Genomic DNA, 15,253 nt, shown 5'->3' with positions numbered 1-15,253 from the left:
TATGCCTAAAACAACTGGCACCTAAATATACTGACTTATTTTTTATGTTCAAGCTTATGCATCAAAAAAAGCTCCGCACAAGCCCGGGCATCGGAAAGTGCTTCATGATGATTTAAGTCGATCCCCATTACTTCACAGCACGCATTAAGACGTGCAGGCTTAAAACCTTTGCTTTGATAAATTTTAAATGTACACTCCCACTGATTGGAGAGGCCAAGGCTTTCATAGGGCAAACTATAATGCAGCATCGTCTTGCGCAGTACATTGCGATCAAACAGTTCATTATGGGCCACCATCATGCGATTGGCGATAAGGGGCTTAATTTTAAAATAAAGTTCTTCAAAAGTCGGCGAGTCGAATGTATCACGTGGTTTGATGCCGTGTACGCGCGTAGTCTGCCACATATATTGATTTCCGGGCGGTCGAATCAGGGAATGAAACTCATCCACAATAAGACCATGCTCAACAACAACGAGCCCAATGGCACATGCCGAGTTCTGATTGGCTGTCGCTGTTTCAAAATCTATAGCTGTAAAACTTAACCCCTCTACCATTTATTATTAACTAAAACTTTGATATAATACATTTGTTTCACTCTTGCGCGGGTTTATACAAGCTGACGAAAGGTTATTTCTTATTCGCCAATGCCATAATAAATAAATCCTAACGATTCCAGCTGCTTTCTATCCAATAGCTTACGTCCATCAAAAATAAAAGATGGCTTATTCATACTGGATTTGATCTTCTCCCAATCATAATCTTTAAATTCATCCCACTCGGTCAATATCGCTATAGCATGAGCTCCTTTTATAGCCTCATAGGGGTCTGTTGCCACCGTTACCCATGCGCGGTTATCAGCTGGATTCCGTGTCCCCAATGCATCTAGGTCCTTATAGATCTGTGATGCCGGAACTTTGGGATCATAGACTGTAATCGCCGCCTCCTCGCTGAGCAACTGATCGCCCACATAGATGGCAGCAGATTCCCTGGTGTCATTTGTTTCCTTTTTAAATGCCCAGCCCAGAAAGGCGATCTTTTTACCATTCACGGTATTGTACATCCACTGAACTATTTTATCCGCAAATCGGGACTTCTGATGGTCATTTAAGATGATGACTTGTTCCCAATAATCAGCCACAGCATGCAAGTTGTAACTTCGTGCTATATACACTAAATTTAAAATATCTTTCTGAAAACAAGATCCACCAAACCCTACGGAGGCTTTTAGAAATTTGTTCCCTATACGGCTATCCCGCCCGACTGCGGCCGCCACCTCATGCACACTGGCTCCCGTGACTTCACATAACTCAGATATTGCATTTATAGAGGAAACCCGCTGCGCCAGAAATGCATTAGCCACCAGCTTGGAAAGCTCTGAGGACCACAAATTTGTCGTGATAATACGCTCGCGAGGAACCCAAGATTCATATAGGCTCACAAGTGCAGCTATAGCAGATTCATGGTCACCTCCAATGAGAACACGGTCAGGCTCATTTAGATCGGCTATTGCTGTTCCTTCGGCCAAAAATTCGGGATTGGAAAGAATTTGAAAATTAACTCCGTTTCCGGTATTGTCTAATATACTTTTAAGCGCTGACGCCGTCCGCACCGGTAAGGTGGACTTTTCCACAATAATTTTATCATTTTTGGATACCGCCGCAATTTGTCTCGCGCAAAGTTCGATGTATTTTAAATCTGCCGCCTGCCCTTTTCCTTTTCCATAGGATTTGGTAGGTGTATTGACAGAGATAAATATCATATCGGCTTCATCAATTGCACGATCGACTTCTGTCGAAAAAAACAAATTCCTTCCCCGGCATTCACCCACCACATCTGCCAAACCTGGCTCGTAGATAGGCAACTGACTGAGATCCGAGGCATTCCACGCTTTTATACGCTCGGCATTCATATCCACAACAGTCACCGTTATGGATGGATTTTTATTTGCTATAACAGACATGGTAGGGCCTCCTACATATCCCGCTCCAATGCAAGCTACTTTTGTTATTTTTCTCATTTAAATGAAATATTTTAATGCCATAAAGACTTAACGATTTCAATGATATAGTTGAATCTACAAACTTACTTAACATGTTCCTTTCCCACAAACAAAACCTTCTTGATTTCGCAGTCAACAGTAGCGATGATAACAAAAGGAGGTTGCTGCTGACCAATAAGATTCGTACTTTGTTCGGACTTGCTTCGGCCGTGGCCAGACAATGGCCCAATTGGTAACGAACCTTGTGCAGTCTTTGAACAGGAATTTTCTGTTCAAAGACTGTACGGGATCTGTACAAGATCTGTTCGAGCCCGAAGGTGGTACGAACACAAGGCGAATAAAACCATAATAAGATCCCCGAAAAGTCTCGCCGACAAATAAGGAATTACTTGCAGCTGCGTAATTAGCGCTTCTTGATCATGCCGCGCTCAGGACGGGTATTGACCTCACCCTGATTAAGTAAGCGGTATCCCTTTCGGCTTACAGCTTTAATAGAAGCTTTGGTCGTAATACCCGGTGCAGCATCGTTCAGTGCAGTCGCCAGCATGGTCTCTGTCTTATCGCCTACGTCGACAAACACATAATCCTTTATATTGGATATATCGGGAACAAGTCCATTCCAATACTCAGATACCCCTTTGGAATTGCGCAGCATAAAGGATACGGGCCAAAAGGAGACTTTATTTCGAATCACTTCTTCAAAGAAACCAACAGGCTTACCAAAAGTTCGGGAACTAGAAGCGATCACTTGTACGGTCAGATGTGGTTTGAGTACATTGATCAGCATTTCTGCTGCAGAGGCGGTACCTTCGCTCACGAGAAAGTAAACTTTTTTCAGATTGAGGCTACTGCTCCCACTGAAATAGGTATTTGCAAATTCTTGGCTGAGCTGCGCATCCTTTTTGATGTATTCATTCACATCATAAGTCAACATCAACCGCTTATCCGCACCGATAGTTCCGGCGATTTTATCGGCAACATAGGCGGAAGATTCCACGTAACCCCCACCATTGTAACGCAGGTCGACAATCAGGCTTTTGATATTAGCATTTTGGAATTTCGTAAAGGCATCGTCCATATTTTTTTTGTTGGTTGCACTACCTTTGATCTCTTCAAAGGAAGACAGGGCCAAATATCCTACATTAGTTCCATTATGTGTATAGACAGTATCTTTATAAATCGGATCAATGATATAGCCATTGGCGTAAGTAAGATTTTTGGACACTGTTGTTCCGTCTTGATGTTTAATTTGTAAATTAAGCGTACCGGCATTCAGCGCAGTCTCGAGTTTATTCTGAATTTTATCTCTTTCGTCTTCATTAAAGCTACAATCCTCACCTACACAAGTTACAGCTAGTGAATAGTTTGAATCGTTACCGACAGCAGTAATATAATCCGAACGTTTTAAACCTGCTAGTTGTGCGGGTGAACCTCCTTCGACAAAATAGATAATTGGATAAGCCGTTTTCCCATCCTCCGTCCCAAAGCTATTATAAATACCATAGCCATCATTGGTATCCATCATCAATCTGCTGGAAGCCCTTGCTCCAGTGTTATAGCCATCAAGTCCCACCATATAGGAAAACCTGTCTAATACACGCTCTTTATAGGCAGCATGTGCTGGAGTAAATGCTTTGAGGGCTGCTAAAACAGCATCAGCAGAGTTATATTGATCTGTAAACTTGGAGGGATCACTGGTATAATCAGGAATAGATTTGTCCCAAAGTGAATATAGTTTATAATACTTGTAGATATCATCCTTAATCAACTGGGCTTCGGTACGCTCGACTGGTTCGGGCTCGGGTTCAGGTTTAGGGGTATCCTTTTTACAGGAGAGGACTAAAAGTCCAGTCAGTGCTAGAATAGTCAAACGTCCTGTTTGTTTTAAAGGCGCTAAGTTCATAGTTGAAACATTTGTAAAACAAACATAAATAATTTAAGTTGATCCGCAATAAAAAAAACACGCCGACCATGGGGAGTGCCAGCGTGTTTACTACCTATTGAAAAACGTTAGAAGAACAAGCAAAGGCATGCGATAGTTTTAACAAAATCAAAAAATACCTGCCAAGCCTATTTTTTATGACATATTGATTTAATACTTATATTTTTCCTTCCATTTGTCCCGTAAACTTTGTCTTAGTTTTTCCTCCTGCGGATTTTGCCCGGGCTCATACAATTTGACACCACTAATTTCTTTGGGCAGAAATTCCTGAACGACAAAATTCCCCGGATAGGCATGTGCATATTTGTATTCGGCGCCATAATTTAAGTCCTTCATCAATTTGGTCGGCGCATTACGGATATGCAACGGTACAGACAGATCTCCGGTTTGTTTCACCAAGGCCTGCGCCTTATTGATGGCTTCATAGGAAGCATTGCTTTTAACCGAAGTAGCCAGATAGATCACCGTTTGCGACAGAATGATACGTGATTCGGGCCATCCAATAACATTGACTGCCTGAAAACAATTGTTGGCCAACAACAGGGCATTGGGGTTGGCATTGCCAATATCCTCAGAAGCCAAAATCAACAGTCGCCGGGCAATAAAGGACGGATCCTCCCCCCCTTCGATCATCCGTGCAAGCCAATAGACTGCGGCATTCGGATCAGACCCACGGATAGATTTGATAAAAGCGGATATAATATCGTAATGCTGCTCTCCCGCCTTGTCATAAATAGCCATATTTTGCTGTACCTGTTTCAGGACAAAGGCATTCGTAATTGGCTCTTTGTGCAATACGGCCGCATTGACAACCAGCTCGAGTACATTTAACAATTTACGTGCATCGCCACCAGACAGCCGCAACAAGGCCTCATATTCTTCAATGACAATAGCCTGCTTTTGTAAGTATTCATCTTCGTGCAATGCTCTTTGAATCAATCCGATAAGATCTTGTTCGGAAAGATGCTCCAACACATACACCTGGCATCGTGAAAGCAAGGCAGAAATAACCTCGAAAGACGGGTTTTCTGTCGTAGCACCAATAAGTGTCACCAGACCACGCTCAACGGCCCCCAAAAGGGAATCTTGCTGTGACTTGGAAAAGCGGTGAATCTCATCAATAAATAAAATGGGTTGATCTTGATTAAAGTTCATCAGCCGCTCGGCCTTTTCGATGACTTCACGAATATCTTTCACCCCCGCTTGAATCGCACTTAATGAAAAGAAAGGCCGATCGAGTTCTCGAGCGATTAACAAAGCTAAACTTGTTTTCCCAACCCCTGGAGGCCCCCATAGAATCATGGAAGGAATATTCTTTTGCTGGATGGCATGATAGAGTACTGCATCTGGCCCAACAATATGCTGTTGTCCCACATAATCGCTCAATTGCCGCGGTCTAAGTCGTTCTGCTAATGGAATTCGTGTCGCCATAACACAAAGTTAAAAATTAAACGGCATAGCGACTAAATATTTTAGCTTTAATCATCCAGGCTCTTTCGACGAAGAGTACAGTAAAGCGATAAGCTTCAGGCTTTCACAAGCATAATTTTAAAGGTCAGCATTCGCCGCCCGATAGTACTTTAACATTTTTTCACACAATTTTTCGTCATATTTGCTCTATTATATATGTAAATTGCTTTTGGCAGAGCATAACCGAACGTACAGGTTTATCGAATCAAGGAGTAGATTGCTCAAATATGCCCTTTAGCTAAACTTATGTAGACGTTAATGATAACGTAATATTTTATGAGAATGACAAAATACTGGATTTCTATATTTACCGCTTTGACTGCATTCATGAATATACCATGTCAGGTAATCGCACAGGATGCCGCCAAAGATTATACGGGCGCGATCAAACAATACGATGCTTCATTTAAGGGTATCGGTCCTGAGGTCTATTTTTTACCGCCTCCAAAAACGGCCAATGAAATACTAGCAGAGAACTATGCGGACAAGAAGTCTTTCAGCAAAGAAATTGCAAGACAGCTCCTGCTACAGCGACTGTTATTGCAACTGCGGAGCACCAATAACTTGGGCCATTTTCAATATTTAATGAATCCGATGCCAGCTACAGCGAATGTCTGGAATGACGCGATTGAGGCACAAAAGAACGCTCAAAATTGGATCTCAAGCTATGCCTTATCGAATGAAGCCGCCTTATTTTCAATTAAAAATAACGATAGCAGCAATGCGTCAAAGTTTTTATATCAAGCACTTTCTTTGGCAAATCGTACCGATAACAAGGATGATATAGCCACCATCAATATGAACATCAGTAATTTCCAGTTGTATCGTGGCGACTTTGTCCGTGCAGAAGAAAGTGCACAAAATTATCATACCTATGCCATGACGAGCAAAAGCTATGCGGAGCAAGCCAATGCCTGGCTGTTAATTGCCATGGCTCGAGCCGGTCAGGGAAATTATAAAGCGGCGGAAAATAATATTATCCGCAGTGCAATCCCCCTATTCAATAAGGCCAAAGCCTATGAAGGGAAAATTTTTGCATGGGAAATGCTTGCCGAGATTTATTTTAAGCAAAATAAATTTACCGAGGCACAGTGGTTTTTGCTACAGGCCCGCGATTTGGCCAATGCCAAAAAACTAAGTAGCGAGCTCGCTGAGATTGAATACCTGCTGGCTTCATCCAAGCAAAAAGATGGTAATTATAAGGTAGCGATCAAAGAATTTGTGCAGGCTGCTGAACTGGCTTCGGATGAAAATAACAAACAGCTCTCACTCGCGATATTGGACAAACTCGGTGAGGTGTATCTTGTGTTAAAAGACTATCCATCTGCTGATCAGACCTACAAGGCCTATACACAGTTGAAAAATGAACTGTATAATTGAAACAGTTAAAACAATCTGCCTCTTCTATTGGTCTGTTGAAAGAGCAGTTCACAAAGCGATTTTAAGCTTTTTGTAAATATTAAAGGATAAATCAAATAAATTTTTAGATTCTGCGATATTGTGCTACGAATTTCACTAAATTTAGCACGCTTATCAATAAGAGCTGAATATTTTTTAAAAAGAATGATTATTAAAACCGTCGAAAATATGTTTAGGAAACTCATATTTGCACTTTTTGTTGTATCCATTGTTTCTTGTGGTTCAAAACCACGGGTAGCGCTGCCTGAAGATGGAGGACTTAAACCAAGTACACAACATCAGATCATCGCGAAGGAAGTCTCTGGATTATTGGAAAATGCGAGCTACAAAAAGGTCAAAATGAATGATTCGATATCGGGCATCATATACGATAATCTAATCAAAAGTCTGGATCAGGGAAAAAATTACTTGCTTCAATCGGATATTGATGAATTTCAAGCGTACAGAAGCAATCTTGCTCAGGATATCAAAAATGGCGATCTTTCTGCTGCATTCCATATTTTCAATGTCTATTCGAAGAGATACCTGGACAGAATGCAATATGCGCTTTCAGAAATCGACAAGAAACAAGATTATACAAAAGATGAGTATTACCAACCTAATCGTGAAAAATTAGGCTGGTTCAAAACGGCAGATGAGGCCAACGACCAATGGCGCAAACGCGTAAAATACGATCTGCTTAACTTAGAAACTGCAAGTGGCAAGTCTACTGATAGTGCAAAGACCAAACAGGTGGAAACACTAAAGAAACGCTACGTTAATTTGATTTCGCAGGCTAAGAAAACAAACGCAAACGATGCTTTTCAGGTGGTCATGCAAGCACTGACAGATGCCGTTGATCCGCATACATCTTACTTTAACCCTTCTTTTGCCCAGGCCTTCAATGAAGGAATGGCCAATACATTTGAAGGAATCGGAGCCCGATTGATGATTGATAATGAGGCTGTAAGCATTAATGAAATTATCCCGGGCGGACCGATATTCAAAGACAAGAGCATTCATGTCAATGACAAGATCATTGCAGTTGCCCAAGGAAAAGATGGTGAATTTGAAGACATTATTGGCTGGAGACTCGATGCTGCTGTAGCAAAAATCAAAGGGCCAAAAGGAACAATTGTTCGCCTAAAAATTATACCTGCAGGTCAGCCAATGAACTCTCATCCGCGCATTGTTTCTTTAGTACGTGAGAAAATCGTCGTTGAAGAAGAGTCTGCAAAGAAAGAGATCATGAACGTGAAAGGTGCAGACGGAAAAATGTATAAGATAGGTATCATCAACATTCCTAAATTCTACATGGATTTTGACGCTTACAGAAGACGCGATCCAAACTATAAGAGCACAACGAGAGACGTCAGGTTAATCCTAGACACCTTGAAGCAAGAAAAAGTTGATGCTGTGGTCATCGATCTACGCTTCAATGGCGGCGGATCATTACCGGAGGCAATTGATTTGACAGGTTTATTTATTGATAAAGGTCCAGTTGTACAAGTAAGGGATACAAAAAATAATATCGATGTCGAAGAAGATAAAAATGCCGGTGTGTCCTGGGATGGTCCATTGGGCATCATGATCAACCGTTTCTCAGCTTCGGCTTCTGAAATCTTTGCCGGAGCTATCCAGGATTATGGCAGAGGAATTATATTAGGCTCTCAAAGTTATGGTAAAGGAACAGTGCAATCGGCAATCGATATGTCACGTGTCATTAGCCCGACTAGCCGCTTACTCCTAAAAGCCTCAGGTGAAAAAGATCCGGACACCCCAGAAGGTGCTCCTCAATATGGGCAGATCAATATCACGCTGGGCAAATTCTATCGTGTAAACGGTAGTAGTACACAACATAAGGGGGTTACACCGGATATCGTATTCCCTTCTCAGTTTTCTGCAGAGAAATTTGGAGAGAGCTCAGAAAAATCAGCACTTCCTTGGGATCAAATCCAATCGAGCAACTTCAAAAAAGTAGCTGACCTAAGTGGCGTTGACAAGAAATTAGAAACAATGCACGAGGCACGCATTAAAAACTCATTGGAATATAAGTATCTGAAAGAGGATATTGAAGAAGCTCAAAAAGATGAGGATGTTAAAATTCCATTGGAGCTGAACAAATTCAAGAAAGAGAAAGATGACAACCTCAAGAAAAATAGAGACCGCATCAACGCTTTATTGAAATTGCAGGGTAAACCGGCTTGGGAGGAAGGAAAATCCCAGCCTAAAATTGACCTGGATTTTGTGAAAGATGAAAGCGCCAAAGTGATGACCGATTATATCATCAACTTTGGAACAAAAAAACCTTTATAATTTCACTAGTAACAGAAGCGATCATTGAGCTAAGGAAAGGCAACCGTAATCACGGTTGCCTTTTTTTATGATACTCATCACAATAGGGAGAGTTTAACATTAAATTCACGTTTTCTTTGTAACTTATCGCTACATTCATTGTTTTAGTAATATAGCTCCACTGCGCGAGGTCTCCATTGTTCATGTAGATCATATTCATTTTGGACAACAGTGCGCGCAGCAGGTGCTAGAAATTAAATAGATAAAAAAGAACATCATGAAACGTATTCTCCTGTTAACCGACTTTTCAGACAACGCTCTTCTGGCAGCAAAACAAGTTGCCCTTTGTACAGAGGCCTGGAAAACTGAAAAAGTTATTGTCTACCATACTTACAATAGCGTTACCCTTGTCAATAACGAACCGATTGTCATTGTCAATGATGAGGTGAAAGAGGCCAAAGAGAAGGAACTGACACAGTGGTTTGACCAAATTAGATTGTTGTTCCCACCACAAGTGGAATTATCCCATCAGATGGAAGATATTGATTTACCCATGGGAGTCAATGACATGTGCAAATCGCACAATATTGACCTTGTCGCATTGGGTATTACAGGACAAACAGGTTTTGCAAAGATCCTCGTAGGAAGTAATGCCATTACATTGATGGATATCTGCGATAAGCCGATGCTTATCGTTTCTCACAAGGTAAATCCTGCCGTGCCCAAAAATGTATTGGCGACAACCGATCTGAAAGAGGTGGACCGAAAATTGGATTTATTCAACCTGGATCGGGTGCTGGACACCTTCAATGCACAATTGTATGTGTTGAATGTCGCTAAAAAAGAAGGTTCAGCGGCAGACCTGGCACAGGAACTAAAGCATCTGCACGAGCGCTTAGACAAATACCATCCTATTTACGACTATATGAGCCATGATGATATTACAGAAGGTATAGCCGAATATGCCAAAGAGAAACACATAGACCTCATACTGTCATTTCATAAAAAGCAAGGCCTATTAGCGAGCCTATTCAAAACAAGCATATCTAAAAAGATTGCCTGGAATGGCGCCGCCAACTTACTGGTTATTCCGATGGATAGGTCGTAAGAGAAAAATTAATAAAGCCGCAATCTAGCTTAAATTGCGGCTTTTGCCGTATAGTTCTTCCCCCGGGAAGTCTTTCCTTTGGGATTCTATTATTTCTTATCAACCGAATGTTTACCCGGCCCAATAAGGATAAGTCCTAAAAACACAAAACATAGTTCAATTGCATGGGATGCGCCGGAGATACCATCGCCTTTGGAAAGGTGCATTAATCCGGCAATGACCATCGTAAAGGCGAGCAATAATGCCGCTGGTCTGAAAAAGAGTCCCAGCAGTAAAAATAGACCACCAACAGTTTCGGTCGCAGCAGCCATAAAGCCCCAAAAAGTTGGCATAAAATGAATACCGATATTACCCATTGATTTACCAACCCCTGCCCAGAGCTCAGGGCCGCCCTGTAACTTAGGAAGACCGTGCATGATCATCATCACCCCCAATCCAACACGTAAGATCAACAGTCCTGTATCGCGATATTTACCCAATGAATTCCAAATTGCCATAAAAACGGTTAAATTATTAAAACTTAAATTACCAATCTCCCGAAATTAAAGAAATTATTTAATTTGAGCACCCCAATGGATCTGTTATATTCATAAAACTATTGGATTTATGATACTTAATGTGTAATTTAATGGTTATAGACCCGATTATAATGCGATGGAAAAGCATAGAAATACAGTTTAAGGCTTGTACAATACCTAGCCGCGGATTATGGATCAACAAATAACGAATAAGGATGAAAAACCTACTCTTGTTAACAGACTTTTCGGACAACGCCTACGCTGCAGCTCGATATGCCGCGCAATTAGCTCCACTCTGGGGTATTGAAAAGGTTGTCCTATACCATACCTATGAAGTAATTCCTACTGTAGGCACTGAACCTGTTGTCATCAGCAACTCAGAAATACTGGAAGAAAAACAAAAAGATCTGAATACCTGGCAGCAGGAGCTGATGTTGCTTTTCCCCGAGGGCATCGCCTGGAAGTCAGTTCTTGAAGAATATGAACTTAGCTATGGTGTAAACCGCACCTGTGCTGAGGAGAACATTGACCTTGTCATCGTCGGGACTGCAGGTAAAAGTGGTCTAAAGAAACTGCTTCTTGGAAGCAATACCCTCAAGCTGATCGAAAATTGTCACACCCCCTTGCTGGTGGTCCCCGCACGGGCAGAGTTTAGGGTACCCAAAAAGATGTTGATCGCCACCAATCTCAAAGAAGTCAAACTAAAATTAAACCGTCTCCTGGTGAATGCGTCGGAAGTATTACGTAAAAGTGAGGTCTATGTCGTCCATGTGACCAAAGAAGATCCTGCAAATAAAGCGGTAAATGCCGAAATAACGATCATGCAGGACTTATTGGCTCCTTATCATCCCATCTATAGTTATATACTCCATGCAGACATTGCATCGGGGATCAACCAATACATCAACGATAATCATATCGACATGATGGTCACTTTTCACCGCGACAAGGGCTTATTAAGCCGAATATTCAATACGAGTATAGCACAAAAAATGGCCTGGAAGAGTCAGGCTGCCATGATGGTCATCCCTGTACATTCGGGATAATCTGCAGATAAATGATGCAGCCAGATGCTGTTCGGTTATCCCTACAAATAGGTTAACTGAACAGAATTTTCTGTCGTCTCCAATGTTACTTTTCGCCCAAACATGAGGGCGTGATTGTCATCAATATGCCCTGCGGGGTAACCAAATGCGACAGGGAAATCGTACTCTTTGACTTTATCCCAGACGATTTCCGCTACACTTTGCCCAAAAGCTGGATCGTTGTCCTTCATGGCAGAAAAGCCACCGACAATAAGACCATTTAATTTTTTGAGTTTTCCAGCACGCTTCAATGCCCAGAGCATTCTGTCGATGGAATAATAAGCCTCACCGACATCTTCAATAAATAATATTTTATTCTTGTAATTGACATCAGAATCAGACGCAAGCACAGACAGTAAAATCGCCAGATTTCCACCCACCAGTTTTCCTTCGCCTTTACCCGCACGATTGGGGAATAACGTTTGCTCGTAGGCAAAATCCATATAATGACCGAACAATGCATTTTTTAAAGTCTCCAAAGAGGCTTTTGTCCCCGTTTCAAAAGACTTGGGCATCTGTCCATGTATTGTTGCAATTTTATAATTGCGTTGGATATGGCTATGCAAGACGGTAATATCGCTAAAACCCACCAACCACTTGGGATTTTTTTCAAAGTTTGAAAAATCGATGTCGTCGACAATACGAACACAGCCGTAACCTCCGCGCGCCGCAAAAACAGCTTTAATCGACGGGTCATCCAGCGCCCACTGCAGATCGGCGGTGCGTAAATTGTCATCTCCGGCAAACTGATGAAACGATGCCCCAACAGTCTCACCAATGACAACCTCCAGCCCCCAACTCTCTAATGTTTTTATGCCAACATCAATAGATCCACGTATAAAACTCGCAGGACAAACAATAGCGACTTTATCGCCTTCTTTCAGAAAATCAGGAATTTTGGACATATTTTTTTATCGCTAATGATCAAACAAAACCTTCATGGCTTCGAAGACACCAACAGCTATGCAAGCGAACTGAAGAATCTTTCTGGCCAATAACATCAAACACTTTCGAAAAAAAGGACCGCTACATTGCAAAGTCCGATTAGAAATATACTTGATATATGGTGCTTATATGTACAAATAAACGTAAATTTATCTAAGTTTTCTACCGCTATGTTGAATAATATTTCTACGATAACAAGAGGTTAAATAGCAGCGTATTTTAATCAAGTTGCCGTAATCGTAGAAATCAGCCAAAACAAGAATTCAAGAATAAATTGTTCGATATGACATGCATTTATATTGCATATAAACAGCAATTTATCTAAGTTTGCCAAAGAAAACAAGTACACACTTAAATATACTTTCAAGCATTGAGTATTCTAGATAAAAAACGTTATACCATCACATCGGCATTACCTTATGCCAATGGTCCTCTACATATTGGACACCTTGCCGGAGCTTATATCCCAGGGGATATCTTTGTCCGTTATCTGCGTCTAAATCAAAAAGATGTAGTCTATGTTTGTGGTTCAGATGAGCATGGTGCGGCGATTACCATCCGTGCAAAAAAAGAGGGCATCACCCCACAGCAAATCATTGATAAATACAACAAACAAATCAAAGAAAGCTTTGAAGAGTTTGGTATCTCTTTCGATATCTATCACCGTACATCGGAGCCTATCCATCACCAGTTATCCCAGGATTTCTTCTTGAACCTTTACAACAAAGGTGAATTTGTCGAGAAATTTTCCGAGCAATACTATGATGAGGAATACCACCAATTCCTAGCAGACCGCTATATTACGGGAACTTGTCCAAATTGTAAGTCCGAAGGAGCCTATGGTGACCAATGTGAGAAATGTGGAACATCACTTAGCCCAACAGATCTGATCAACCCGATTTCCACGTTAAGCGGAAAGACACCGGTTTTGAAAGAAACAAAACACTGGTATCTACCTTTGGATAAATACCAGCCTTGGCTTGAAAAATGGCTGATCGAAGGAAAGAAAAATATCCTGAAGTCCAACGTTTTTGGCCAATGTCAATCGTGGCTTAAATCTGGTTTACAACCGCGTTCAATGACAAGAGATCTGGATTGGGGGGTTGATGTTCCTTTGGCTGAAGCAGAGGGTAAAAAACTCTATGTTTGGTTAGATGCGCCTATAGGTTATATTTCAGCAACAAAACAATGGGCTTTGGACCATGGTAAAAACTGGGAAGACTATTGGAAAACCCATGAAAACCCAGCAGACGATTCTACGCTGATCCATTTTATTGGAAAAGATAATATTGTTTTCCACTGCATTATTTTCCCGGCGATTCTTCATGCACACGGCGACTATATTTTACCAGAAAATATTCCAGCCAACGAATTCCTGAACCTGGAGGGCGACAAGCTGTCCACGTCTAGAAACCATGCGGTTTGGTTACATGAGTATCTACAGGAATTCCCCGATAAACAGGATGAACTGCGTTATGTATTGACATCCATATTACCGGAAACTTCAGATGCGGAGTTTACCTGGAAAGATTTCCAAGCTCGGATCAACAATGAGCTGGTTGCCATTTTTGGAAACTTTGTCAACCGCGTCTTGGTACTTTCCCACAAATATTTCGATGGCAAGGTATTGAACGGCTCGCCACTAACAGCTGTAGATCAAGCGGTACTGGATGAACTAAAAGCATACCCTACTTCTATCAAATCTTCTTTGGAGCAATTCCGCTTCCGTGAGGCATTGGCAGAATTTATGAATGTAGCTCGTCTAGGCAACAAATATCTTGCCGATGAAGAACCATGGAAGATCATTAAAACAGATGAGGAGCGTGTCAAAACAATCCTAAATGTAGCCGCTCAGATCGTTGCCAATCTTGCTGTTCTTGCACAGCCGTTTTTACCAAAAACAGCTATCAAATTATTTGAAATGCTTAATTTTCCACAAGGGAACTGGAACGACGCAGGTTCGGATGCTTTGATCAAAACTGGACATCAACTGGGTGAAGTGCAATTGTTATTTGACAAAATAACCGATGAACAAGTCGACTTCCAACTAAACAAACTTGCTGAAGCAAAAGCAAAAAATCTAACTGATAATGCAAAAGTTGCTCCTGCGAAAGAAAACATCAGCTTCGATGATTTTGTTAAAATGGATATCCGTGTCGGAACTATTGCAGCTGCTGAAAAAGTTGCCAAAACCAAGAAATTGTTAAAATTGACGATAGACACCGGCTTAGATACACGCACAGTCGTTTCGGGTATCGCAGAGTTCTTCAGTCCTGAGGAAATCGTAGGCCGTCAGGTATCTATTTTGGTCAACCTTGAACCTCGTGAAATCAAAGGAATTATGTCACAAGGAATGATCCTGATGGCAGAAGATGCTGACGGCCGATTGGATTTTGTCAAACCGGATACAACAATTAAAGTAGGAAGTACGGTACGTTAATATAAAACCCGCATTTCTTTTATACAAAAAGCCTGTTCGTATGAACAGGCTTT

The 15,253-nt window shown here is 41.4% G+C and carries 11 protein-coding genes; 5 read left to right on the top strand and 6 right to left on the bottom strand.

The features are described 5' to 3' along the window. Positions 1–35: 35 nt before the first annotated feature. From B3297_RS18895 to B3297_RS18880, 4 genes are all read right to left on the bottom strand, one after another. Positions 36–554 carry a 3'-5' exonuclease gene (locus tag B3297_RS18895; protein WP_115045928.1) on the bottom strand — a complete coding sequence of 173 codons (519 nt, stop codon included), beginning with the start codon at positions 552–554 and terminating at the stop codon, positions 36–38. A gap of 80 nt (positions 555–634) precedes the next feature. After that, positions 635–2,017 carry a nucleotide sugar dehydrogenase gene (locus tag B3297_RS18890; RefSeq protein WP_115045929.1) on the bottom strand — a complete coding sequence of 461 codons (1,383 nt, stop codon included), beginning with the start codon at positions 2,015–2,017 and terminating at the stop codon, positions 635–637. Positions 2,018–2,402: 385 nt separating this feature from the next. Then, positions 2,403–3,902 (bottom strand): S41 family peptidase, encoded by a 1,500-nt coding sequence (locus B3297_RS18885; RefSeq protein WP_286779262.1) that lies wholly within the window; start codon positions 3,900–3,902, stop codon positions 2,403–2,405. A 189-nt stretch (positions 3,903–4,091) separates the two neighbouring features. After that, on the bottom strand, positions 4,092–5,372 hold the full coding sequence (locus B3297_RS18880; protein ID WP_286779261.1) for a replication-associated recombination protein A: 1,281 nt from the start codon (positions 5,370–5,372) through the stop codon (positions 4,092–4,094). Positions 5,373–5,687: 315 nt separating this feature from the next. Between B3297_RS18880 and B3297_RS18875 the strand changes: the two genes are divergently transcribed. The 3 genes from B3297_RS18875 (at position 5,688) to B3297_RS18865 (ending at position 10,212) form a co-directional block, all read left to right on the top strand. Continuing rightward, the gene (locus B3297_RS18875; RefSeq protein WP_286779260.1) at positions 5,688–6,791 is read left to right on the top strand and encodes a tetratricopeptide repeat protein; all 1,104 of its coding nucleotides are present in this window, start codon (positions 5,688–5,690) and stop codon (positions 6,789–6,791) included. 207 nt (positions 6,792–6,998) lie between these two features. Continuing rightward, a complete protein-coding gene (locus B3297_RS18870) occupies positions 6,999–9,125 on the top strand; it encodes a carboxy terminal-processing peptidase (protein ID WP_286779259.1) in 2,127 nt (708 codons plus the stop codon). Between the two features lie 256 nt (positions 9,126–9,381). Next, positions 9,382–10,212 carry a universal stress protein gene (locus tag B3297_RS18865; protein WP_286779258.1) on the top strand — a complete coding sequence of 277 codons (831 nt, stop codon included), beginning with the start codon at positions 9,382–9,384 and terminating at the stop codon, positions 10,210–10,212. A gap of 89 nt (positions 10,213–10,301) precedes the next feature. On the opposite strand, the gene B3297_RS18860 is transcribed toward B3297_RS18865, so the two are convergent. Beyond that, positions 10,302–10,709: a DoxX family protein gene (locus B3297_RS18860; protein ID WP_046673771.1), complete on the bottom strand. Its 408-nt coding sequence runs from the start codon at positions 10,707–10,709 to the stop codon at positions 10,302–10,304. A gap of 236 nt (positions 10,710–10,945) precedes the next feature. On the opposite strand from B3297_RS18860, the gene B3297_RS18855 reads away from it, so the two are divergent. Then, a complete protein-coding gene (locus B3297_RS18855) occupies positions 10,946–11,776 on the top strand; it encodes a universal stress protein (protein WP_286779257.1) in 831 nt (276 codons plus the stop codon). 41 nt (positions 11,777–11,817) lie between these two features. Here the strand turns inward: B3297_RS18855 and B3297_RS18850 are convergent, their stop codons facing one another. Beyond that, entirely contained in the window at positions 11,818–12,720 is a 903-nt protein-coding gene (locus B3297_RS18850; RefSeq protein ID WP_286779256.1) for a S66 peptidase family protein, read from the bottom strand. 410 nt (positions 12,721–13,130) lie between these two features. On the opposite strand from B3297_RS18850, the gene metG reads away from it, so the two are divergent. Then, on the top strand, positions 13,131–15,200 hold the full coding sequence (gene metG / locus B3297_RS18845) for a methionine--tRNA ligase (RefSeq protein WP_286779255.1): 2,070 nt from the start codon (positions 13,131–13,133) through the stop codon (positions 15,198–15,200). Positions 15,201–15,253 lie beyond the last annotated feature (53 nt).

Source organism: Sphingobacterium sp. UBA3519 (assembly GCF_002377215.1).
Taxonomy (GTDB): domain Bacteria; phylum Bacteroidota; class Bacteroidia; order Sphingobacteriales; family Sphingobacteriaceae; genus Sphingobacterium; species Sphingobacterium multivorum.
This window is presented reverse-complemented; position numbering and strand designations above follow the sequence as displayed.